General features: G+C 70.5%; 19 protein-coding genes and 2 pseudogenes. 11 read left to right on the forward strand and 10 right to left on the reverse strand.

Going from position 1 to position 22,338, the window contains the following annotated elements; genetic code table 11:
• Positions 1-76: 76 nt before the first annotated feature.
• Entirely contained in the window at positions 77-1,135 is a 1,059-nt protein-coding gene (locus OOK07_RS15355) for a LacI family DNA-binding transcriptional regulator (protein WP_266680603.1), read from the forward strand.
• 212 nt (positions 1,136-1,347) lie between these two features.
• Here OOK07_RS15355 and OOK07_RS15360 read toward each other — a convergent pair whose 3' ends face one another.
• Entirely contained in the window at positions 1,348-2,031 is a 684-nt protein-coding gene (locus OOK07_RS15360) for a class I SAM-dependent methyltransferase (RefSeq protein WP_266796967.1), read from the reverse strand.
• A 26-nt stretch (positions 2,032-2,057) separates the two neighbouring features.
• Between OOK07_RS15360 and OOK07_RS15365 the strand changes: the two genes are divergently transcribed.
• From OOK07_RS15365 to OOK07_RS15375, 3 genes are all read left to right on the forward strand, one after another.
• On the forward strand, positions 2,058-2,225 hold the full coding sequence (locus OOK07_RS15365) for a hypothetical protein (RefSeq protein ID WP_405672037.1): 168 nt from the start codon (positions 2,058-2,060) through the stop codon (positions 2,223-2,225).
• 75 nt (positions 2,226-2,300) lie between these two features.
• Positions 2,301-3,233 carry a bifunctional helix-turn-helix transcriptional regulator/GNAT family N-acetyltransferase gene (locus tag OOK07_RS15370; protein WP_266796968.1) on the forward strand — a complete coding sequence of 311 codons (933 nt, stop codon included), beginning with the start codon at positions 2,301-2,303 and terminating at the stop codon, positions 3,231-3,233.
• A gap of 11 nt (positions 3,234-3,244) precedes the next feature.
• Positions 3,245-4,045 (forward strand): sugar phosphate isomerase/epimerase family protein, encoded by an 801-nt coding sequence (locus OOK07_RS15375; protein ID WP_266796969.1) that lies wholly within the window; start codon positions 3,245-3,247, stop codon positions 4,043-4,045.
• Between the two features lie 182 nt (positions 4,046-4,227).
• Here the strand turns inward: OOK07_RS15375 and OOK07_RS15380 are convergent, their stop codons facing one another.
• Positions 4,228-4,629 (reverse strand): ATP-binding protein, encoded by a 402-nt coding sequence (locus OOK07_RS15380; RefSeq protein ID WP_266796970.1) that lies wholly within the window; start codon positions 4,627-4,629, stop codon positions 4,228-4,230.
• A gap of 115 nt (positions 4,630-4,744) precedes the next feature.
• Here OOK07_RS15380 and OOK07_RS15385 point away from each other — a divergent pair, with 115 nt between their 5' ends.
• Complete coding sequence (locus tag OOK07_RS15385) at positions 4,745-5,095, forward strand: Scr1 family TA system antitoxin-like transcriptional regulator (RefSeq protein WP_266796971.1); 351 nt, start codon at positions 4,745-4,747, stop codon at positions 5,093-5,095.
• Positions 5,092-5,325 carry a DUF397 domain-containing protein gene (locus OOK07_RS15390; protein WP_266796972.1) on the forward strand — a complete coding sequence of 78 codons (234 nt, stop codon included), beginning with the start codon at positions 5,092-5,094 and terminating at the stop codon, positions 5,323-5,325. The genes OOK07_RS15385 and OOK07_RS15390 overlap by 4 nt, the downstream gene beginning before the upstream one ends.
• On the opposite strand, the gene OOK07_RS15395 is transcribed toward OOK07_RS15390, so the two are convergent.
• The gene (locus OOK07_RS15395) at positions 5,296-5,955 is read right to left on the reverse strand and encodes a GNAT family N-acetyltransferase (protein ID WP_266796973.1); all 660 of its coding nucleotides are present in this window, start codon (positions 5,953-5,955) and stop codon (positions 5,296-5,298) included. The two genes, OOK07_RS15390 and OOK07_RS15395, sit on opposite strands and share 30 nt — an antisense overlap.
• A 117-nt stretch (positions 5,956-6,072) precedes the next feature.
• Here OOK07_RS15395 and OOK07_RS15400 point away from each other — a divergent pair, with 117 nt between their 5' ends.
• Together OOK07_RS15400 and OOK07_RS15405 are read left to right on the forward strand one after the other, a co-directional pair.
• Positions 6,073-6,474: a hypothetical protein gene (locus OOK07_RS15400; protein WP_266796974.1), complete on the forward strand. Its 402-nt coding sequence runs from the start codon at positions 6,073-6,075 to the stop codon at positions 6,472-6,474.
• Between the two features lie 16 nt (positions 6,475-6,490).
• On the forward strand, positions 6,491-8,023 hold the full coding sequence (locus OOK07_RS15405) for a caspase, EACC1-associated type (protein ID WP_266796976.1): 1,533 nt from the start codon (positions 6,491-6,493) through the stop codon (positions 8,021-8,023).
• On the opposite strand, the pseudogene OOK07_RS15410 reads toward OOK07_RS15405, so the two are convergent.
• A pseudogene (locus OOK07_RS15410) lies at positions 8,020-8,667 on the reverse strand (3-phosphoshikimate 1-carboxyvinyltransferase); the annotation flags it as partial. The gene OOK07_RS15405 and the pseudogene OOK07_RS15410 sit on opposite strands and share 4 nt — an antisense overlap.
• A gap of 477 nt (positions 8,668-9,144) precedes the next feature.
• Between OOK07_RS15410 and OOK07_RS15415 the strand changes: the two are divergent.
• Positions 9,145-10,938: a glycoside hydrolase family 3 protein gene (locus tag OOK07_RS15415; RefSeq protein ID WP_266680615.1), complete on the forward strand. Its 1,794-nt coding sequence runs from the start codon at positions 9,145-9,147 to the stop codon at positions 10,936-10,938.
• Positions 10,939-11,123: 185 nt separating this feature from the next.
• The gene (locus OOK07_RS15420) at positions 11,124-11,714 is read left to right on the forward strand and encodes a hypothetical protein (protein ID WP_406311755.1); all 591 of its coding nucleotides are present in this window, start codon (positions 11,124-11,126) and stop codon (positions 11,712-11,714) included.
• 79 nt (positions 11,715-11,793) lie between these two features.
• On the opposite strand, the gene OOK07_RS15425 is transcribed toward OOK07_RS15420, so the two are convergent.
• The 6 genes and pseudogenes from OOK07_RS15425 to OOK07_RS15450 all read right to left on the reverse strand — a co-directional run bounded on the left by OOK07_RS15425 (position 11,794) and on the right by OOK07_RS15450 (position 19,621).
• Complete coding sequence (locus OOK07_RS15425) at positions 11,794-13,224, reverse strand: S28 family serine protease (RefSeq protein ID WP_266796979.1); 1,431 nt, start codon at positions 13,222-13,224, stop codon at positions 11,794-11,796.
• Between the two features lie 126 nt (positions 13,225-13,350).
• Positions 13,351-13,743 (reverse strand): hypothetical protein, encoded by a 393-nt coding sequence (locus OOK07_RS15430; RefSeq protein ID WP_266680621.1) that lies wholly within the window; start codon positions 13,741-13,743, stop codon positions 13,351-13,353.
• 77 nt (positions 13,744-13,820) lie between these two features.
• Positions 13,821-13,958 (reverse strand): hypothetical protein, encoded by a 138-nt coding sequence (locus OOK07_RS15435; protein ID WP_266680623.1) that lies wholly within the window; start codon positions 13,956-13,958, stop codon positions 13,821-13,823.
• A 123-nt stretch (positions 13,959-14,081) separates the two neighbouring features.
• Complete coding sequence (locus tag OOK07_RS15440; RefSeq protein ID WP_266796980.1) at positions 14,082-17,813, reverse strand: ABC transporter ATP-binding protein; 3,732 nt, start codon at positions 17,811-17,813, stop codon at positions 14,082-14,084.
• 163 nt (positions 17,814-17,976) lie between these two features.
• Positions 17,977-18,629, reverse strand: a pseudogene (locus tag OOK07_RS15445) (esterase-like activity of phytase family protein); the annotation flags it as partial.
• 137 nt (positions 18,630-18,766) lie between these two features.
• Positions 18,767-19,621, reverse strand: coding sequence for a serine hydrolase (locus tag OOK07_RS15450; RefSeq protein WP_266796982.1), 855 nt, complete (start codon positions 19,619-19,621; stop codon positions 18,767-18,769).
• 236 nt (positions 19,622-19,857) lie between these two features.
• Between OOK07_RS15450 and OOK07_RS15455 the strand changes: the two genes are divergently transcribed.
• Complete coding sequence (locus tag OOK07_RS15455; RefSeq protein ID WP_266796983.1) at positions 19,858-22,131, forward strand: ArnT family glycosyltransferase; 2,274 nt, start codon at positions 19,858-19,860, stop codon at positions 22,129-22,131.
• The last annotated feature ends 207 nt before the right edge of the window (positions 22,132-22,338 follow it).

Consider the following 22,338-nt stretch of genomic DNA (forward strand, 5'->3'; position numbering starts at 1 on the left):
TGTCCACGAGGGCGTACCACGAACCGATGAGGGCGTACGACAGGTACGACGAGATGCGTGACCGGAGGACGACGAGATGACGGTGACCCTGGCGGACGTGGCGGCCCGCGCGCAGGTCTCGCCCGCGACGGTGTCGCGCGTGCTGAACGGGAACTATCCCGTCGCCGCATCCACCCGTGAGCGGGTGCTGAAGGCGGTCGACGATCTGGACTACGTGCTGAACGGGCCGGCGAGTTCGCTGGCCGCGGCCACTTCCGACCTGGTGGGGATTCTCGTCAACGACATCGCCGACCCGTTCTTCGGGATCATGGCGAGCGCGATCCAGGCGGAGATCGGTGGGCCCGGGGGCCGTGCCGGGGGCGAGCGGCTGGCGGTCGTCTGCAACACGGGGGGTTCGCCGGAGCGTGAACTGACGTATCTGACACTGCTGCAGCGGCAGCGCGCGGCGGCGGTCGTGCTGACCGGCGGTGCCATTCAGGACGCGCCGCACGCGGCGGCCGTGGCGTCGAAGCTGCGCAAGCTGACCAACGCGGGGACGCGGGTGGTGCTGTGCGGTCGGCCGCCGGCGCCCGACACCGGGGCGATCGCGCTCGCCTTCGACAACTGCGGGGGCGGACAGCGGCTGACCGAGCACCTGATCGGGCTGGGGCACCGGCGGCTCGGGTACATCGCGGGGCCACAGGAGCGGACGACGACGCGGCACCGGCTGGAGGGGCACCGGGCGGCGCTGGCCGCGGCGGGGATCGAGGAGGATCCCCGGTGGACGGTGTGGGGCCGGTACGACCGGACCTCGGGATACGAGGCGACGCTTGAGCTGCTGCGCCGGGATCCGTCCCTCACGGCGGTGGTCGCGGCGAACGACTCCGTCGCGCTGGGGGCGTGTGCCGCGCTGCGGGAGTCCGGGCTGCGGATTCCTCAGGACGTGTCGGTCGCCGGGTTCGACGATCTGCCGTTCAGCATCGACGCGGTGCCCGCTCTGACGACGGTGCGGTTGCCGTTGGCGGAGGCGGGGGCGCGGGCCGGACGGATCGCCATGGGGCGGGAGGAGCCGCCGCCGGGGGATATCGCGACGGTTCGGGGGGAGCTGATGGTTCGGGGGTCGTCCGGGGTGCCCCGGAGCCCGGCATCCACGTGACCGCACTGGGGGCTGCCGCCCCCAGACCCCCGTCGGCCCTTGAGGGGCCTTGTCCTCAAACGCCGGACAGGTTGAGTTGCGGGATCTGCCTTCGCACACCGCACGGGCCCGGTCGCGCGAAACGACACCAAACGCCGGACGGGCCGAGGTGCAGGACCGGCCTCCAAACACCACACGGGCCCAGTTGCGCGAAACGGCGCTGAAAGGTCTGGTCAGCTGTCCTTCACCGCCAGGAACCCGAACTGCTCCGGCACGTCGTCCGGGCCGGTCTCCACGGTACGGGTGAGGCGTAGGCCCGCTGTCGCCGCGGCGTTCAGGAGGGCGGCCAGCGGGAGGTGCCAGGCGCCGACGCGGGCCCGTACGCCCTTGGAGCTCCAGCCGTCGAAGCGGCGGGAGCGGTCGGTGTACCGGGGGTCCACGATCACCCTCGGTGGATCGCTTCGGTCCGCGAAGGCGCCGACGAAGCACGGGTGCACTCCCAGGTGCACGAACCGGCCCCCGGGCTCCAGCACCCGTGCGATCTCGCGCAGGACCGCCGCGTAGTCCGGCACGTCCGTGCTCGCCAGCACGCACACGGCGGCCGGCACCGAGGCGTCCGCCAGGGGGAGCGCCGTCGCGTCGGCGAGGGCGACCGGCAACCGCCGTGCCGCATGGCGCAGTTGACCGCCGGAGAGGTCGACTCCCACCCGGGCCCAGCCCAGTTGGCGCAGCCGGGACGCGTGGGCGCCGGTGCCGCAGCAGACGTCGAGGCAGCGTCCGCCGCCGGGGCCGAGCAGGTCGCCGAGGGCGACGTGGACCGTGCGGACGTAGTCGCCCCGGCCGTCGGCGGACATGTGGTCGTTGTACCAGTCGGCGTGTTCGTCGTACGCCGCGTTCCTGCTGGCCGATGTCTCCATGGCCCTGAGCCTAGGGAGGGGCAGGGGTGCCCGCGGTGCCGTTCGCCGACGGCTGCACGGGTTTCGCTGTCGGCGCGAGGAAGTCCATTTTCCCGGCGGACGGGGCCAAGCGGGGGTTCGAGCTCGTCTCCACGGCCAGGGGCAAGACCGGCGTGCAGGTGAGCGTGTACCGGCCGGTGGCCGACGAGGGGTAGCCCCGGGGGTGCGGGTGTCCTAGTCTCGATCCGACGGTATCTCTGACTGAGTCAACCATTCGGGGGTCGATGCTCATGACCGTCCAGGACATCCGCACCTTCAACCGCTTCTACACGAACGTCATCGGCGCTCTCGACTACAGCCGCCAGCTGTACGCCCCGTACACGCTGACGGAGTCCCGTGTGCTCTACGAACTCGCGCACTCCCCTCGTACGGACGCGGTCGATCTGCGGAGCGAACTCTCCCTGGACGCCGGGTACCTGAGCCGGATCCTGAACAAGTTCGAGGACGACGGGCTGATCGAGCGCGTACCGTCCGCGCGTGATCCCCGGCGCCGCCAGGTCACCCTCACCCCGCGCGGGCGCGAGACCGCGGGCCTGCTGGCCGAGCGGGCCAACGAGTCCGTGGGCGCGCTCCTCGCCACCGTACCCTCCGCCGACCGCCCCCGCCTGTCCGAGGCGATGCGCACGGTCCGCGAGATCCTCTCCGACGGCCGTCCGCCCCGCCGCGAGGACGTCGTCCTGCGCGAGCCCGGCCCCGGCGACCTGGGCTGGATCGTGCAGCGCAACGCCGCGCTGTACGCCGCCGAGTACGGCTTCAACGCCGACTACGAGGGGCTGGTGGCCCGTATCGTCGCCGACTACGCCGAGGACCACGATCCGCATCTGGAGCGGGTGTGGGTCGCCGAGGTCGACGGCCGGCCGGTGGGCTGCATCATGTGCGTACGGGACGACGCCCCGGCCACCGCCCGGCTGCGGCTGCTGCTGGTCGAGCCCGAGGCGCGCGGGCTCGGCATCGGCGACCGGCTCGTGGGGGCCGTCGTCGACTTCGCACGCGGGGTCGGCTACCGCGACATCGTGCTGTGGACCAACGACGTCCTCGGCGCCGCCCGCCGCATCTACCAGCGACACGATTTCGTCCTGGTCGCCGAGAAACCGCACCGCTCGTTCGGAAAGGACCTGACCGGCCAGGACTGGCGGCTGGACCTGCACGGCTCCCCGGGGTGACAGTAGGGACCATGAGACTGGCGTTCTCCACCCTCGGCGTCCCCGGCCTGCCCATCCCGGACGTGGTCCGGCTCGCGGCCACCCACGGCTACCACGGCGTCGAGCTGCGCGCCCACCCGGAGGAACCGGTCCACCCGGGCATCGACCTCTCCGAACGGGTCGACGTGGCCTCCGAGTTCAAGGCGGGAGGCATCGAGATCCTGGGCCTCGCCGGGTACGCGCGCGTGGCCGCGCCCGGCGACGACGGCCCCGTGATCGAGGAGATCCGCCGCCTCCTCGACCTCGCCCGCGACCTCGGCGCCCCCTACGTCCGGGTCTTCCCCGGCGCGGACCACGAACAGACCACCGAGCGCGCCGACGCGCTGGCCGCCCGGCGGCTGGGCACGGCCGCGGAGTACGCCGCCGACCTCGGCGTACGCATCCTCCTGGAGACCCACGACTCGCATCGCAGGGCAGCCGACGCGATCCGGATCCTGGGCCCCGTCGGCCACCGTCATGTCGGCGCCCTGTGGGATGTCATGCACACCTGGCTGGGCGGCGAGCAGCCTTCGGAGTCGTACGCCGCCCTGTCGCCGTTCCTCGGCTATGTCCAGGTCAAGGACATCGCCTCCGCCGAGGACACCACCCCGCTCCCGCTCGGCACCGGCGTCCTGCCCCTCACCGAGTGCGTGGAGGTCCTCTCCCGCCACGGCTGGGACGGCTGGCTGTGCTGGGAGTACGAGAAGCGCTGGTACGAGGAGGCTGCGCCGCTGGCGGAGTTGCTGGGTGCGGGGCGGGAGCATTTGGGGCGGTTGCTGAACGAGTGCGCGTAGCGCTCCGCGGGGGGGCGGGTGGGGAGGCTGCCGTGACGGGGTCGTCGGTCGGGTGCGGGGTCCGTCGTGGCTGTTCGCGCCCACGTGGCTCGCCGCATATCGATACAGCCCCGCGCCCCCTCGCGCCCTCATGAGGCTGGCGAGCCTCGGTCGCGTACCGGAGCCGCGGGACGGGACCGCCGTCAGCTGACGACGCGGGCCCAGACGGACTTGCCGAACTCCCGCTCCCGTACGCCCCATTCCTCGCACAGTGCGTCTACGAGGAGGAGGCCGCGGCCCGAAGTGGCGTCCGGGTCATAGCCGTTCAGGACGGGGTGGTGGGGCGACCCGTCCGAGACCTCGACCTCGATGGTCTTGCCGCCGTCGTGCGCGAGGGCGACGTCGAAGGTACGGCCGTGGCGACGGGCGTGCCGGACGGCGTTCGTGGCCAGTTCGGTGAGGATCAGGGCGATCGTCTCAGCGACGTCGTCCGGTACCGCCCAGGCGGCGAGCGCCAGTTGGGCGCCGTGGCGGGCCTCGGGGACGTTCTCGACGACCGGCATGAAGGAGCGGCGCCAGGTGTGGGGGTGACTTTCCGTGTTCACGATACGACTGTCGGTCCTGCTCGCTAACTTCGATAGAGATCGCGCGTCGACGGTCGAATGCGGCGAGTGACGTTGAGGGCGCGTTGAATGGCGTTGAGGCGGGTTGAGGGGGTCGTTGCGATGGGGCAACCGAAGAAGAAGGCGGCCTCGCCGGCGGCGCAGTACTTCGCGGAGGTACTGGTCCCAGTACGAGTACCTCATCGAGTGCGCCGCGCGTCCCAACGTCGCGCTCCAGGTCATGCCGATGAGCCGAGCAGGCCACGCCTGCCTGGCCGGGCCCATGACGGTGATCGAGACGCCGGAGAACGTCACCCTCGTCTACCTCGAAGGCCAGGGAAACAGCCACCTGGTATCCGACCCGAACGAAGTGGGCATGCTCGCCCGACGCTATGCGATGATCCGAACGCAGGCCCTCAACTCCGAGGAGTCTGCGCGTCTGATCAAGCAGTTGGCGGGTGAGCTGTGAACAACTTGGCCTGGTTCAAGAGCAGTTATAGCGACAACACCGGCGGCGAATGCCTCGAAGTCGCCCTCTCGTGGTTCAAGAGCAGCTACAGCGACAACACCGGCGGTGACTGCGTCGAGGTGGCCACCACCTCAACCATCCACATCCGCGACTCCAAAACTCCGGACGCCCCCCACCTCACCGTCTCCCCCACCACCTGGTCAGCCTTCCTCGGCGGCCTCCACGAGTGACCGAGGTCGGCCCGCGAACCGCGCCACCCGTTCCTCCAGCCGCGCCCGGCACTCCGGCCACTCCTCTGCCGTGATCGAGAAGATCGCCGAGTCACGCAGTCGGCCCTCCTCCCCCGGGGCCCACGAACGCGACCAGTTCCTCAGTACGCCCTCGAAGCGTGCGCCCACGCTCTGGATCGCCGCGCGGGAGCGGCTGTTGCGGGCGTCCGTCTTCAGGTCGACCCTCGACACATCCCACACCTCGAAGGCGTGCCGGAAGAGCAGCAGCTTGGCCTCGGCGTTGATGCCCGTACCCTGCGCCGAACCGGACAGCCAGGTGAATCCGACCTCCACCGCGTCGAGTTGGTCGTCGGACCGCCAGCACCTGGGTTCCCAGTACGCCGTTGCCCCCACCGCCCGTCCGGTTGCCAACGACACCTGGGCGTAGGGCAACAGATGTCCCGTCTCCTCTCTCGCGAGCTGCTCATCGATGTACTGCCCGACCTTCTCGGCCCTCGGTACCCAGGTGAACTCGTACGTGCCCCGGTTCTCCTCCGCCGCCACCGCCAGGTCGGCCGCGTGCCGCCGTGACAGCGGTTCGAGTCTCACCAACCAGCCCTGGAGCAGCGGTGCTTCGCATCTGAACGTCACGGAACGGAGTCTGCCTCGCCCGCCCTGACCCGTCGAACGGATTTCCCGGAGCCGTCGCCCCTAGACTGGGTGCGCCGATGAGCAGGGGGAACACGGGAACAGGGGGACGAGGTGGCCGTGGCCGCGCGTATGCGTCTGGTGTTGTCCGGTGGGGACGAGCTGGACCAGGAGGAACTCGGGGCGCTCACCGCGCAGTTGAGGCAACGGCTGCTCGAACTGGACGTGGACGACGTACGGTTGGAGCGGTCGGGCGGGGCCCCGCCCCCGGGCGCCAAGTCGGGTGGCCTCCTCACCGTCGGCGCACTCGCCGTCACGCTCACGCCCGCCGTGTTCCGGCCCGCTCTGCGCCTGGTGGAGACATGGCTGCAGAACCGTCCCGTCCGCACGGTGAAGGTCGACGTCGACGGCCGCACCCTCGAACTCGGCCATGCCTCCCCGGCGGAGCAACGGCTCCTGGTGGAGGCTTTCCTGGAGGCGATCCCGGACGGGTCCGGAGAACCGCCCGCCGGCCAGGAGTGACAGGAGCGGGCCGCAGATGACCGACTTCCCCCTCGGCCCGGGCCGCAGGGACGCACTCCTGATCGCGACCGGAACGTACGACGACCGGACCCTGAGCACCCTGCGCTCCCCCGGACAGGACTGCGCGAGCCTCGCCGGCGTGCTCGCCGACCCCGGCATCGGCGCCTTCCGCACCGAGCAGCTGAAGGACGCCCAGGCCCACCAGGTCATGCGTGCCGTCGAGCGGTTCTTCCTGGACCGCAGCCGCGACGACCTGCTTCTGCTGCACATCTCCTGCCACGGCATCAAGGACGACGACGGCCATCTGTACTTCGCCGCCCGCGACACGGACCGCGACCTGCCGGCCTCCACCGCTGTCCCGGCCGCCTTCCTGCGTGACCGCATGGAACGCTGCCGGGCCCGCACCGTCGTCGTCCTGCTGGACTGCTGCTACAGCGGGGCCTTCCTGCCCGGCGCCAAGGGCGACGACCAGATCCACGTACGCGAGGAACTCGGCGGGCACGGCCGGGCCGTACTGACCGCGACCAACCGCACCGAGTACGCCTGGGAGGGCGAGCACGTCGAGTCCAAAGTGCCCCAGCCGTCGCGGTTCACGGGCGCGCTGATCGAGGGGCTGCGCACCGGTGAGGCGGACCTGAACCGTGACGGCCGGATCACCGTCACCGAGCTGTACGACTACGTGTACGAGTCGCTGCATCGCACCGGAGTGAGGCAACGGCCGCGGATGTGGGCGGACTTGGAGTACCAGGTGACCGTCGCCCGGGCGGTCGGCGGGAGTTCCCGGCCGTCCGCCATTACGGACGCGGTCCCGGACACGACGGCGACGGCGACGGCGACGGCGACGGCAGCGGAACAGCGGGAGCCGACAGGACATCAGAAGCCGTCGCCCCGTGAGCAGCGCGGTCAGGATGCCCTGATCGGGCTCGAACTCACCCTGGAGGAGACCGCGTTCGGCGTGACCAAGGACCTTCAGGTGGATACGGCGATCTACTGCCCGACCTGCGCCGGCTCGGGCGCGGCGCCCGGGGCCATGGCCGACCCCTGCTACGCCTGCGCGGGAACCGGCGGGACGCGACGGGCGTGGGGGAAGGCGGACAAGGGCCTCTGCGTCGAGTGCGACGGCTCCGGCACGATCCTCAGCGCTCCCTGCCAGGAGTGCGTGGGCGAGGGCCGGGTTCGACGCCGCCGCACCCTGACCCTCAAGGTCCCGGCCGGCGTCGACAACGGAACACGTATCCAGCTCGCCGGCGAGGGAGAGGTCGGCCCCGGCGGCGGCGCGCCGGGCGATCTGTATGTCGAGATCGTGGAGCTGCCGCACCGCGTCTTCCGTCGGGTCGGTGACGATCTGCACTGCGACCTGACCATCACGGCGGCCACGGCGAAGTCCGGTGGCACGGCCGGCCTGGACGCACCGGACGGCCGCAAGACCGTCCGCATCCGTCCCGGCACCCGCGACGGCCAGACCCTCCGGCTCGCCGGCTTCGGCGTCAAGCACCTCAGATCCGACGGCCGCGGAGACATACTGGCGCGTGTGGACATCCGCGGTTAGCCCGCCAACTCCGCCCGCAGCTTGGCGAACGCCTCATGGAACCCCGGAAACGTCTTCCGCACGCATCCCGGATCGTCGAATGAAATACCGGGCGCCCGAAGTCCGGTGACCGCGAAGGACATCACGATGCGGTGGTCGCCGTGGGACTTGATCCGCGGGCCGGCCGACGCCCGTAGACCCGGCCGGATCTCGATCCAGTCCGGGCCCGTCGACACGTCCACCCCCAGCCGCCGCAGGTTCTCCGCGCAGGCGTCCAGCCGGTCGCACTCCTTGACCCGGGTGTTCGCGACGTCCTCGATCCGCACCGGACCGTCCGCGAACGGCGCGATCGCCGCCAGCGTCGGCATGGTGTCCGAGATGTCCCGCATGTTGGCGGTGAGTCCGCGCAGTACGCCGGTGCCCCGGACCGTCGTGCCGTTCGGGCGCGTCGACACCTCCGCGCCCATCCTGCGCAGTACGTCGACGAAGCCCAGGTCACCCTGGAGAGCCCCGGTGCCCAGGCCCGGCACCGTCACCTCGGCGCCCGGTGTCACCGCGGCCGCCGCGAAGAAGTAGCTCGCCGTCGACGCGTCGGGCTCGATCGCGTACGTCGTCGCCCGGTAGCCGCCCGGCGGGACCACGAACACGTCGCCGTCCCGCTCCACTCCCGTGAGGCGGCTGTACGTCCTGTGGCGCAAAAGGAGTCGTACGTCGTCCGACGGCCGCAGAAACCGTACGCACGATCGCAGAGGCCGTACGCACGCTGCAGGAGCAGTGGTCGAACAGCACGCCTCATCCGCCACCGTGCCCCCTCGGTCACCAAGTTCCGGGAATCGCCGAGAACGTGGGAACCCGCCCCCCTTACGGTTCGTCCAACCCGCAAGCTGACCGGATGAGTCTCCGCCGTGCGGTGTCGGCCCTCGCTGCTGGCTGCGATCGCTGACTTACCCTCTCCGCCGTACTGCGGCCGGCAGCACGCCGTCATCGGCGCGCCCCCCTCCAAGCGCCGATGACGGCCCCTCTTCCGGTTACTGTGCACTCCCTTGACTGGCAGAAACTTCCCGACTATTGGTGACTCCTTGGAAGTTTCCTTCAGTTGATCTCCGGCTGATTTCCAGCGGATCACTCCGGAAGGAGCGCACGTGCCCTCCAGACGTACCGTTCTCGCCGCCACCGCAGGCGTCACCGCGGCCCTGGCGATCGGCGCCGAGGCCTACGCCGGCACCCCCGACGACAAGAAGCTCCGCTCGCTCATCTCCCGCATGACCCTTCCCGAGAAGGTCGGCCAGCTCTTCGTCATGCGCGTGTACGGTCACTCCGCCACCGCGCCCGACCAGGCCGACATCGACGCCAACCTCAAGGAGATCGGCGTCCGCACGGCCGCCGAGCTGATCGCCAGGTACCGCGTGGGCGGCATCATCTACTTCACCTGGGCGCACAACACCCGGGACCCCCATCAGATCGCCGGCCTCTCCAACGGGATCCAGCGCGCCTCCCTCACCCAGCCCCGCGGTCTGCCCGTCCTCGTCGCCACCGACCAGGAACACGGCATCGTCTGCCGCGTCGGCGCGCCCGCGACCCTCTTCCCGGGCGCGATGGCCATGGGCGCCGGCGGTTCACGCCGGGACGCGCACACCCTCGGCCGTATCTCCGGCGCCGAGTTGCGGGCGATCGGCATCAACCAGGACTACTCCCCCGACGCCGACGTGAACATCAACCCGGCCAACCCCGTCATCGGTGTCCGCTCCTTCGGGGCCGACCCGGGCGCGGTGGCCGGTCTGGTCGCCGCCGAGGTCGCCGGGTACCAGAGCTCGTCGGTCGCCGCGACCGCCAAGCACTTCCCCGGGCACGGCGACACCGCCGTCGACAGCCACTACGGCTTCCCCGTCATCACCCACAGCCGTGAACTGTGGGAGAAGCTGGACGCCGTTCCGTTCCGGGCGGCCGTCAAGGCGGGCATCGGCTCGATCATGACCGCGCACATCCAGTTCCCGGCCCTGGACGACTCCGGCGACCCGGCCACCCTGTCCCACCCGATCCTCACCGGCATCCTGCGCGGGGAACTCGGCTACGACGGGGTCGTGGTGACCGACTCCCTGGGCATGGAGGGCGTACGGACGAAGTACGGCGACGACCGCGTTCCCGTGCTCGCGCTCAAGGCAGGCGTCGACCAGCTCCTCAACCCGCCCGACCTGGCCGTCGCCTGGAACGCCGTCCTGAAGGCCGTGCAGGACGGCGAGCTGACCGAGGCACGGCTGGACGAGTCGCTGCTGCGGATCCTGCGGCTGAAGGCGAGGCTGCGGCTGTTCGAGCAGCCGTACGTCAGCGGGCGCGGCGTGGATCGCACGGTCGGCACCAAGGCGCATCTCGCGGCGGCCGACCGCATCGCCGAGCGGACGACGACGCTGCTGGTCAACGAGGGCAAGCTGCTGCCGCTGTCCCGCCGTACGCACGGGAAACTCCTGGTCGTGGGCGCCGATCCGGCCTCTCCGTCCGGCACGACGGGCCCGCCGACGGGCGTTCTCGCGAAGGCCCTCACCGAACTTGGTTTCACCGCGACGGCCCTGTCCACCGGTACGGCCCCCTCCGCCGCCACCATCACCAAGGCGGTCGCCGCGGCGCGGGAGGCGGACGCGGTGGTCGTGGCGACCTACAACGTCACGGCGGGCAACGCGCAGCAGACCCTCGCCGGGCAGCTGGTGGCGACCGGGCGGCCGGTCGTGGCGATCGCCGTCCGCAACCCGTACGACGTGGCCCAACTTCCCTCCGTCCCCGCCCACTTGGCGTCGTACTCCTGGACCGACGTCGAACTGCGGGCGGCCGCGCGGGTGATCGCCGGGAAGGCCGCGCCGCGCGGGCGGCTGCCGGTGCCCGTGCAGAAGCCCGACGATCCGACGCAGGTGCTGTACCCCATCGGCTACGGGCTGTCGTACTAGAAGGGGCGTAGCGCCCGTACGTCACACACCCGACGTACGACCACCAATAGGCCCAAAGCATCCCGCGCGTCTGGCGTGTGCCCGCTGTGGCGGGTCACGCTGGGGGCGGGTCATCTGGGGAGGTGCCCGGGGGGATCGCGATGCGTGAGCGAAGTTTTGTGGGGGTGGTCGGCACACTGCTGGTAATGGTCGCTGCCCTGTTGACGGGCTGCCAGGTGCTGTCGTCCGCGTCCGACAAGGGTGACGAACCCAGTGCGGCACCGAGGACGACCTCGCAGCAGCCCTCCGGATACGGGTCGGTGTTCCTCTCCGTCGACGAGTGCAGTTCGTTCGGTACGACGAGCTTCACCGAGGTGCCGTGCACCAGTGAGCGGGCTTTCGCCCGGGTGGTGGCGCGCCACGACGGCAAGGTGGGCGAGGGCCCGCTGTGCCCGGCGACCACGGACTTCGTCCTGCACATCAGCGAGCAGAGTTCGTCGTCCGACGAGGACGGCGACGGCTCGGTGCCGCAGGGCTACGCCTGCATGCGCGATCTGGAGCCACCGCACCCCGGCGACCCGGGCGGCGGGGGCGGGCCACGCACCATCGTCGGCGACTGCGTCTACGGCTCGGGGAACGGGCAGGTCCGCGAGACGGCGTGCGACGACAGCGGCAGGAAGAGCCCTCAGTACAAGGTGGCGAAGGCGGTCACCAAGCGCTCCCGGTGCCCTGCCGGGACGGCCCTCTATGTGCAGCTGGAGGGCAGGGAGCCGGTGGGCTGCGCCCGGCCGGTGTGAGCAACGGCCGGGCACAGCGAGGGACTTGACCGGTCCTGGCAAGGGACTTGGCCGGTCCCGAAAGGGGACTTGACCGGTCCTACGGTCGCAGAGCCGGCTCGCGCTCCACGCCCCGTACGTCCAGCTTCCGGTCGAACGCGGCCAGCGGCTTCGCCCGAGCCGTGGAGGAGGCGGGGACACCGGCCCACTGCAGGATGCGGGCGGTGGCCAGCACCTTCTGGTCCGCGACCAGGCCGGCCACGTTGGCGCCGTGGTTCAGCCCCGGGGCCGTGAACACGTACGAGTCCTTCGCGCCCTTGCCGACGCGGAAGCGCTCCGCGCCCCACGGGTCGTTCTGCCCGTAGACGAAGAGCATGTGGTGTGCGTGGTCCCGCACCCAGGAGTCGACGTCCCGCATCGCGTACGGCTGGAACTTCATCGGGATGTCGCGGGGTACGAAGTTCCGCGGCGCCTGGTAGCCGTAGCGGAGGTACTTCTTCTCGATGTACGGGAAGTGGATGGTGGGGGCGCCGAGTTGGGTGCCCGCCTGGTAGTAGTACGGCGTGTACGGCTCCAGGCCCTGGTCCGTGTAGAAGGAGAAGCCGGAGATCGTGTCGACGGACGTCCAGATCGCGTCGTCGGTCGCGGTCTTCGCGTCGGCCGGGATCGTGGCGCAGTCGGACAGCAGGCTGTACTGCCAGAAGGCGAAGACGTAGTCGAGGACGACGGCCTCGTAGGCGCGGTCCAGGCTGCCGATGGTGGTGAAGGTGTAGCCGTTCTCGGCGGCGTAGGCCGCGTACTTCTTCTCCAGCGGTTCGCGGCGCACCAGCGCCTCGCGCTGCACCGCGTTCAGCCGGTCGCGGCACTCCTTGGTGCCGACCCTGGTGAAGAAGCGGTCGTAGGCGGAGTCCTCGTTGTTCACGACGTCGTTCGGGGCGACGTACGCGACGACGCCGTCCATGTCGCGCGGGTAGAAGCGCTCGTAGTACGTGGCGGTCATGCCGCCCTTCGAGCCGCCCGTGGAGATCCAGTTCCTGGTGTAGATCTTCTTCAGCGCCTGGAAGATACGGTGCTGGTCACTGGCCGCCTGCCAGATGTCCAGCTTGCTCCAGTCGGCCGGGGCGGGCCGGGACGGGGTGAAGAAGCGGTACTCCATGGAGACCTGGTTGCCGTCCACGATCTGGGTCGGCTCGCTGCGGCTGGGTGTCGTGGAGACGTTGTAGCCGCCGGTGTAGAAGACCGTCGGGCGGCCGGCGTCCTTGTGCAGCACGGTGATCCGCTGCTGGAACGTGCCCTTGGACGGGTGACGGTGGTCGACCGGCTGGGTGTAGTCGAGGACGAAGAAGCGGTAGCCGGTGTACGGCTTCTCCTCGATCAGGCTCATCCCCGGTATGGCGAGGAGCTGGTCCTTGATGTCGGTGGTGGCCTTGGTGGCCGTGGCCCCCGGCTCGGCGGCGGTGGCCGCCCCCGCCGTGCTCACCGTGCCTATGAGCACCGTGAGTGCCAACAGCCATCTGAGCGCCTTGCGCATGCATCCTCCCCTGTGAATCAGATGTGCGTGCGGAAGCTATCGGAGCAACTCCGGTACGCACCAGGGGAGATAGGGAAGTCCCTCGGTTTTTGGGCGGGTTCAGCGGGTTCTGCGGGTTCTGCGGGTTCAGTAGCGCTTCCAGCCACCGGAGTCGTACGACCCACGGCCCACCGAGCCCTTGATCCACACCTTGCGGTGCCCGACGTAGGCCCGCACCGGTCCGGCGTGACTCGTGAACTGCCCCTTGTCGACGATGGGTTCAAAACCGCGCACCTGCATGCTGACCATCATCGGCCGCTTGGCGGCGGCGCCCTTGGGGACTGTGAGGGCGCACAGGTAGTTGCCGCTCCTGTACAGCTTCACGGAGCCGGTGGAGAAGGCGAACGTCCTGATCTTGTGACCCGAGCAGGACTGCGCGGCGGCCTGCGCCTGCCCCGGCGCCGCGAGGGCCAGGAGCCCGGAAGCGGCCAGCACGGTGAGGAGCGTCGCCAGCCGCCGCCGTATCGCACCACTGTCCACTGTCGTCCCTTTCCGTACCAGGCGATGAGCGTACTGATGTACGGACGCACGACATATGTCGGATGGTTGCACGACGATCAGCGAGACACCCCGACAGACTCCTCCGGCTCGGCCTGCTCGACGAACGTCCGCCTCAACGCGGCATACCGGCCACCCCGGGCGAGCAGCTCCTCGTGCGTGCCGTCCTCCACCACCTGTCCGCGGGCAGAACCCACCGACGTCACCCTCGCACCGCTCAGCCCCTGGCGGGCCTCCCGGGCTTCGGACGACCGGCCGGACTCCGTCCGCACCCGCCATGGCCGCAGGCCGGGACGCCCTCGCTGCCGGGCGGAGACCGATCAGGCCCCCACCGGCGCGTCGACCCCCACGAACGTCCGCCACAACACGGCGTATTTACCGCCGAGTTGGAGCAGCTCCTCGTGCGTGCCGTCCTCCACCACCTGTCCGTGGTCCATGACGACGACGCGGTCCGCGCGGGCCGCGGTGGTCAGGCGGTGGGCGACCACGAGGGTGGTGCGGCGGCCTGCCAGGCGGTCTGTCGCCTGGTTGACCTGGGCTTCCGTGGCCAGGTCCAGGGCGGCCGTGGCCTCGTCCAGGAGGAGGACGTCGGGGTCGACCAGTTCCGCGCGGGCCAGGGCGATCAGCTGGCGCTGGCCCGCCGAGAGGTTGCGGCCGCGTTCGGCGACCTCGTGCAGATAGCCGCCGTCGAGCGTGGCGATCATCTCGTGCGCGCCGACCGCGCGGGCCGCCGCCTCGACCTCGGCGTCCGTGGCGGCCGGACGGCCGTAGGCGATGGCGTCGCGGACCGTGCCCTGGAAGAGGTACGCCTCCTGCGGGACGACGCCGAGACGGTGCCGGTAGGAGGTGATGTCGAGGGTCCGCAGATCCTGGCCGTCGACCGTGACCCGGCCGCTCGTGGGGTCGTAGAAGCGTGCCACGAGCTTGACGAGGGTCGACTTGCCCGCGCCGGTCTCGCCGACGAACGCAACCGTCTGCCCGGCCGGGATCGTCAGCTCGATGCCGTTGAGCGCCTCCTCCCCTTCTGCCTCGTCGGCGGCACCGTAGGCGAAGTGCAGGCCCTCGAAGGCGATGTCGCCGCGCAGGGAGAGGACCTCCAGCGGCTCGTCGGCGGCCTTGGTGGAGGTCGGCTCCCGGAGAAGTTCCTGGATGCGGCCCAGGGAGACGGTGGCCTGCTGGTAGCCGTCGAAGACCTGGGAGAGCTGCTGGACCGGCGCGAAGAACAGGTCGATGTAGAGGAGGTAGGCGACCAGTGCACCGGTCGTCAGCGTGGCGGCGTCCACCCGTCCCGCGCCCGCGATCAGTACCGCGGCGGCGGCGACGGACGACAGGAGCTGCACGAAGGGGAAGTAGATCGAGATCAGGAACTGCCCCCGGATACGCGCCTGGCGGTAGCTGTCGCTGCGCTCCGCGAACCGCCGCCCGCCGTCGCCCTCGCGCCGGAAGGCCTGCACGATCCGCAGCCCGGACACCGACTCCTGCAGGTCGGCGTTGACCAACGACACACGCTCACGGGCCAGTTCGTACGCCTTCACACTCGCCCGGCGGAAGAAGAACGTGGCGACGACCAGCGGAGGCAGCGTGGCGAACACGACGAGCGCGAGCTGCACGTCGATCACCAGCAGGACGCCCATGATGCCGAAGAAGGTGACGACGGAGACGAACGCGGTGACCAGGCCGGTCTGCAGGAAGGTGGAGAGGGCGTCGACGTCGGTCGTCATCCTCGTCATGATCCGGCCGGTCAACTCCCGCTCGTAGTAGTCGAGTCCGAGCCGCTGCAGCTGGGAGAAGATCTTCAGGCGCAGTGAGTACAGGACCCGCTCACCGGTGCGCCCGGTCATCCGGGTCTCGCCGATCTGCGCCGCCCACTGGGCGAAAACGGCGAGCAGACCAAGCAGCGCGGCCGCCCAGACCGCGCCGAGCGCCGCCTCGGTGACGCCCTGGTCGATGCCGTGCCGGATCAGGACCGGAAGCAGCAGCCCCATGCCGGCGTCGAGGGCCACCAGGGACAGGCTGACCAGCAGGGGAAGGCCGAAACCCCGCAGCAGTCGGCGCAGCCCGTAGGACTCCTCGGGCGTGACCGCACGCGCCTCGTCGATGTCCGGGACGTCGGCCGCCGGCGGCAACGCGTCGACCTGGGCGAGGAGTTCGGGCGTGGCGGGCATGCCCTCCATCGCGAGGTCCCTCGGGACGCGCTCGCCCGCCCAGAGCCGGGGCGTGATACCGCTCTCGGCGTCGAACTCGGCGTCCAGCTCGTCCCGTACGGACGTGTCGTCCTGCGGGCAGGCGGGCGGGGTGTGCCCCGGTGAGACGCCGCCCAGCTCGTCCGGGTCGGTGAGCAGTCGGCGGTAGAGCGCGGACCGCTCCTGCAGTTCCTCGTGGGTGCCGATGTCGGCGAGCCGGCCGGTGTCGAGGACGGCGATGCGGTCGGCGAGGTTCAGGGTGGAGCGGCGGTGGGCGATCAGCAGGGTGGTACGGCCCTGCATGACCTGCTTCAGCGCCTCGTGGATCTCGTGCTCGACGCGGGCGTCCACGGCGGAGGTCGCGTCGTCGAGGACGAGGAGCCGCGGGTCGGTGAGGATCGCGCGGGCGAGGGCGACGCGCTGGCGCTGGCCGCCGGAGAGGGTCAGGCCGTGCTCGCCGACCTTGGTGTCGTAGCCGTCGGGGAGTTCGCTGATGAACCGGTCCGCCTGGGCGGCACGGGCGGCGACGAGGATCTCCTCCTCGGTCGCGTCGGGGCGGCCGTACGCGATGTTGGTGCGGACCGTGTCCGAGAAGAGGAAGGAGTCCTCGGGGACCAGTCCGATCGCGGCCCGCAGCGATTCGAGGGTGAGCTCGCGCACGTCGTGGCCGCCGACGAGGACGGCGCCGCGGGTGACGTCGTAGAAGCGCGGCAGGAGCAGGGAGACGGTGGACTTGCCGGAGCCGGAGGAGCCGACGACGGCGAGGGTCTCGCCGGGACGGATCTCGAAGCTGAGCCCGTCGAGGACGGGGCGCTCCTCGTCGTAGCCGAAGGACACGTCGTCGAACTCGACGGTGGCGGGCGCGTCGGCGGGCAGTTCCCTTGTGCCGTCCGTCATCGACGGCTCGGTGTCGATCAGCTCCAGGACGCGCTCGGTGCCCGCGCGCGCCTGCTGCCCGACCGTGAGCACCATGGCGAGCATGCGGACCGGGCCGACCAGCTGGGCGAGGTAGGTGGAGAAGGCGACGAAGGTGCCCAGGGTGATGTGCCCGCGGACCGCCAGCCAGCCGCCGAGCGCCAGCATGGCCACCTGGCCGAGGGCGGGAACGGCCTGCAGGGCGGGGGTGTACGTGCTGTTCAGCCGGATGGTGCGCAGCCGCCCGGCGAACAGCCGCCGCCCGACCTCCCGCAGCTTGCCGGTCTCCTGCTCCTCCTGCCCGAAGCCCTTCACCACGCGTACGCCGGTGACGGCGCCGTCGACCACGCCCGCGACGGCGGCGGCCTGGGCCTGGGCGTACCAGGTGGCGGGGTGCAGCCTGGAGCGGCTGCGCCTGGCGATCCACCACAGGGCGGGGGCCACGGCGAGGGCGACCAGGGTCAGCGGAAGCGACAGCCAGGCCATGATCACGAGGGAGATCAGGAAGAGGAGGACGTTCCCGATGGTCATCGGGAGCATGAAGAGCAGGCCCTGGATCAGCTGGAGGTCGCTGGTGGCGCGGCCGACGACCTGGCCGGTGGACAGCTCGTCCTGGCGGCGGCCGTCGAGGCGGGTGATCGTCTCGAACATCTCGGTCCGCAGGTCGTGCTGGACGTCGAGGGCGAGCCGGCCGCCGTAGTAGCGGCGGATGTAGGTCAGGACGTAGACCACCACGGCGGCGGCGATCAGGGCACCGGCCCAGGGAGCCATGTCACGGCTGTGATCGCCGATGACGTCGTCGATGATCACCTTGGTGACGAGCGGGACCAGCGCCATGACCGCCATGCCGCCGAGAGAGGAGCCGAGCGCGAGCAGGACATCCTTCGGGTAGCGCCATGCGTACGCGGCCAGCCTGCGCGCCCAGCCTCGTGTCTCGCCCCGTTGCGCTGCCACGCGGGTGCCCTCCTTCAGACCTGATCTTCCGGAAGGCACCAACGCGTCCGGGCGCGGATTTCATCCCGCCGCAACAATTCGCTCCGCTGGGATCGGCCGTTTCCCGGGTGCGGCCGAGTGGGGGCCGGTCGCGCAGTTCCCCGCGCCCCTGGGAAGCCGTGCTTACCCGCAGGTGATAGAACCTCGTGATCTGCGTGGCGTTCTGGTTGTCGTCGCTGACCAGGAGCACCTTGAGGCGGCCCTTGTCGTGGCCCGTGATCGCCATGGGGACCCTCCGTTGTCCAGCAACGGATTCGGCTGGGGCTGCTTGGCGGTAGCTCCCAGGGACGGGCAGGAAGCGATGTCGGCCAGAAGCGTCTTCTTGATCAGCCGTGCGCCCGGCCCGCCCGTGAGGTTCTCGATGCCGCTGGTGTCCGTCGCCCCGCGCGGGTCGGCCAGGTAGAGGCGGACGGTGTTGCCGACGCCGGAGGTGAAGCCGCGTTCCAGGACGAGCAGGCGGCCGTCGGGGGTGGCCTGCACCTCGGGGACGCCGAGGCCGGAGTCGATGGGGTAGGCGTACTGGGCGCCGAGACGGAAGTGCCCGCCCTTCGTCCTCTGCCAGGTCTGGAAGCGGACGATGTTCGCCGAGTCGCCGGAGATCGCGTTCTCCATCGACGCCAGCAGGGTGCGGCCGCCCGGGAGGAGGGTCAGGCCCTCGAAGGTCTGGTTGGACGTGGCGCGTCCGGCGGGGGCGACGAGGAGCGAGGAGGGGACCGGGAGGCGGTCGAGGATCCTGCCGTCGCGTGAGTAGCGGCGGACCGACGGCTCGGTCTCCGCGTCACCTCGGCGGTGCCGACAGCCGCGGGCGCTCCGCGCCCCGAACCGGATGCGGCGACGCTCCGCGTCGCGGCACCCGGATGCGATTCCTCCCCGGCTTGAACGCCGGGGCCTCCTCGCAAGAAACAGGTGAAGCGTCAGCTTGCGGCCAGATCCTTGTGAATTGCCTTCGAGACGCCCTGGATAGTCGAAATGCCGTAGTTCATGGTGCTGTTGCCCCAGGTGAGGACCGTGATCATGTAGTCGTGGCCGCCCCCGTTGAAGGTGCCGACGCTGTGCACCCGCCAGCCGTGCGTGGAGCGCTGCAGCCAGCCGTTCTTGACGTGCCAGGAGACCCCGGACGGGGCGCCGTAGGGCGTGCCCCAGCGCTGCGAGGAGATGACCTGGCCCATCAACTTCAGGATGTAGGCACGGGAGTTGTCGCTCAGCACCGAGTTCTGCGCGGTGACCAGCTTGAGCAGCTTCTGCTCGTCGGTGACGTTGATCTGGGTCAGGCCCCAGTAGTTGTTGGCGCCGGGGACGGTCTTCGTCATGCCGGCGGCGCTCAGGAAGCCCTTGATCTTCGTCAGGCCGAGCTGCTTCCAGAGCTTGCTGGTCGCGTCGTTGTCCGACTTGGTGATCATGGCCTTGGCGAGCGAGTTCTCGGTGTCGGTGAGATAGCGGTTGTGCTTCTTCGCGTCCCACAGCAGCGTCGCGAGGACGGTGACCTTCACGACGCTCGCGGAGTCGTAGGAACTGGTGGCGCGCAGCGAGCAAGTGGTGTTGGTGGAACGGTCGTAGAGGCCCACCGCGATGGTGCCCGTGCGGTGGGCGAGGGCGGCGGTGATGTCCGTCCTGAGCTTGGTGGCGAGGCCCGCCTTGGCGGATGTGCAGCTGACGGTCGGGGTCGTGGCCGCCGCCGCGGGCGCGGCTGCGGCCACGCAGGGTATGAGGACGCCGGCCGCGAGGCCCGCACCGAGTACACGGGCACGTCTGGACACGTGCTGAGTCATGGGGATCCCCCGTCATGGTGAAGTGGTGACGAGCGCACCCTAGGCGCACTCGCCTCTCTTGACTCGCGTGGATATCCGAAAGTTGTACGTACGTTCCCCATGCGGGAGTTCAGCCGTCGGGGCGAATCCGCCCCAACCGCCCGCCCCTCCGCCCGTCACCGCGCCCTGCGCGTTTTCACAGCCGGGGGCCAGGTTCGCCACAGCGCGCACCCACCCGCGGTCTCCACGATGCGGGGGTGACATCTGCCACCGATCCACTCCCCCACACCGAGACCGTGTCCGCCGACCGGCCGCCCTCCGCCCCAGCGGCGACGTCGCCGGACAAGGCCCCACGCTGGTCGCTGCCCGCGCTGATCGCGGTCCTGGCCCTGGCCACGGTCCTCTACGCCTGGAACCTGTCCGGCTCCGGCATGAACACCTTCTACAGCGGCGCCGTCTGGGCCGGCACGCAGAGCTGGAAGGCCTGGTTCTTCGGTTCGCTGGATCCGGGCAACTTCCTGACCGTCGACAAACCGCCGTTCGCGCTCATGGTCATGGGCCTGTCCTGCCGTGTCCTCGGCTTCGGCACCTGGCAGATGATGGCGCCGCAGATCGTGGCGGGCGTTGCCACGATCTGGATCCTGCACTCGTCCGTGAAGCGGATCTGGGGCCATGTCGCGGCGACCGTCGCCGCGCTGGTGCTGGCGCTGACCCCGATCACCGTCGCCATCAACCGCGACAACAACCCCGACACGCTGCTGGTGTTCCTCATGGTGTCGGGCGCGGCGCTCGCGATGCGCGCCACCCGTGACGAGAGGCTGCTGCCACTGCTCGGTTCGGCGGCCTGCTTCGGCCTCGCCTTCAACACCAAGCTGCTCGCGGGCTACATCGCACTCCCGGCCGTCTTCGCGCTCTACCTGTACGCGTCGAGGGCACCCTGGGTGAAACGGATCGTCAATCTGCTGCTCGCCGCGGTCGTTCTGGCGGTCTCCAGCTTCTGGTGGGCCATCACCGTCTCCCTGGTACCGGCCTCGGACCGGCCGTACATCGGCGGCTCGACGGACGGCTCCGCCTGGGACCTGATCATGGGCTACGACGGTCTCGGCCGCGTCTTCGGCGGCGAGGGCAACGGCGGGGTCGGCCGGGGCGGAGGCGGAGGCGGAGGCTTCTCCGGCTCCGCGGGCCTGGGCCGGATGTTCAACGACATCCTCGGCGGCCAGATCTCCTGGCTGCTGCCCTTCTCGGCGATCGCCCTGATCGGCGGTCTGGTGCTGTGCGGGCGCGCCCCGCGCACCGACCTCCGGCGGATGGGGCTGGTGCTGTGGGGCGGCTGGACGCTGCTGCACTACGTGATCTTCGCGACCGCCCAGGGCACCATGCACCCCTACTACACGACCGCGCTCGCCCCCGGCATCGCGGCACTGTGCGGCGGCGGTGGCGTGATGCTGCTGAACGCCTTCCGCGCCGACAGGCGGTGGGCGTGGGTGCTGCCGGTCGCCTTCGGCGTCACCGGCATCTGGGCGATCGTGCTGCTGCGCCGGGCCTCCGGCTGGAACACCTGGTTGTGGCCGGCCGTCGGCGCGGTCATGGCCCTCGCGATCGTGGGCGTGCTCGTCTTCCGGTCCGGCAACAAGGCGCGTCTGCTTACCGCGTCCGTCGCCGCGGCGGTCGTGGCGTCCCTCGCGGGCCCGACGGCGTACGCCGCCTCGCCGGCCTTCGGTTCGACGACCGGCATGATGGGCGGCACCAACCCGACGGCCGGCCCCTCGACGGGCGGCGGCATGGGCGGCGGACCCGGCGGTGGCGGCGGCAGCCGCAGCGGCTTCCCGGGCCGCGGCGAGATGCCGGGCGGCACCCGACAGAACGGCCAGAACAGCCAGAACAACCAAACCGGCGGCCGGGCGGAGGGCGGCGTCCCAGGCGGCCCGGGCGGCCCCGGCGGACAGCAGGGCCAGAACGGCCAGGCTGCCGGCGGCAGGGGCGAGATGGGCGATACGGCCCCGGGCGGCATCGGCGGGATGGGCGATACGGCCCGACAGCGCGGCGGCTTCGGTGGTGGTGGCATGGGCGGCGGCATGGGCGGCGCGAGCAGCGAGCTCATCTCGTACCTGGAGAAGCACCGGAACGGCGCCAAGTGGCTGCTCGCGGTGTCCAATTCGCAGAGCGCCGCGCGGATCGAGCTGAGCGCCAGGCAGGCGGTGATCTCGATGTGGGGCTTCACCGGCTCCGACAACGCGATGACGGTCGCCAAGCTCAAGGAGCTCGTGAAGAAGGGCGAGCTGCACTACATCCAGATCAGCACAAGCGGCGGCGGCATGGGCGGCGGCCCCGGCGGCGGCAACAGCCTCAGCACCGAGGTGTCCACCTGGGTGAAGAAGCACGGCACGGCGGTCAAGGAGAGCGCGTACAGCAAGAGTTCGACGTCCGACGCGACGTCCGACTCGACCGCCGGTACCACCACCGGCAGAAACTCCTCATCCCAGTCCAACCAGTCCTCGCTCTACCGCCTGGACCCGTCTGACGTCAGCTGACCGACGCAGGCGCAGACGGCCACCGACCACCCGCCCGGTCGGTCGGGGGCCGTCTTCGGATGTCGATCTCGCCAACTCGCGTAGACACGGGGCAGATTGTCGGTTCCGGTCACCTGATGGACACGTTCAGTTTATTTACAGGACCGCATGTCCATGCCACGCTCCCGTCTGCCGCCTTCATTCAACCCGCGTAGATGGGACCCCCAC

This window comes from Streptomyces sp. NBC_00078 (assembly GCF_026343335.1).
Lineage (GTDB): Bacteria > Actinomycetota > Actinomycetes > Streptomycetales > Streptomycetaceae > Streptomyces.

Coding starts and splice junctions, on each gene's coding strand:
- OOK07_RS15360 (WP_266796967.1), bottom strand. CDS start 2,031: ATGGAGACATCGGCCAGCAGGAACGCGGCGTACGACGAACACGCCGAC.
- OOK07_RS15420 (WP_406311755.1), top strand. CDS start 11,124: ATGGTCGCTGCCCTGTTGACGGGCTGCCAGGTGCTGTCGTCCGCGTCC.
- OOK07_RS15355 (WP_266680603.1), top strand. CDS start 77: ATGACGGTGACCCTGGCGGACGTGGCGGCCCGCGCGCAGGTCTCGCCC.
- OOK07_RS15450 (WP_266796982.1), bottom strand. CDS start 19,621: ATGACTCAGCACGTGTCCAGACGTGCCCGTGTACTCGGTGCGGGCCTC.
- OOK07_RS15405 (WP_266796976.1), top strand. CDS start 6,491: ATGACCGACTTCCCCCTCGGCCCGGGCCGCAGGGACGCACTCCTGATC.
- OOK07_RS15375 (WP_266796969.1), top strand. CDS start 3,245: ATGAGACTGGCGTTCTCCACCCTCGGCGTCCCCGGCCTGCCCATCCCG.
- OOK07_RS15370 (WP_266796968.1), top strand. CDS start 2,301: ATGACCGTCCAGGACATCCGCACCTTCAACCGCTTCTACACGAACGTC.
- OOK07_RS15425 (WP_266796979.1), bottom strand. CDS start 13,224: ATGCGCAAGGCGCTCAGATGGCTGTTGGCACTCACGGTGCTCATAGGC.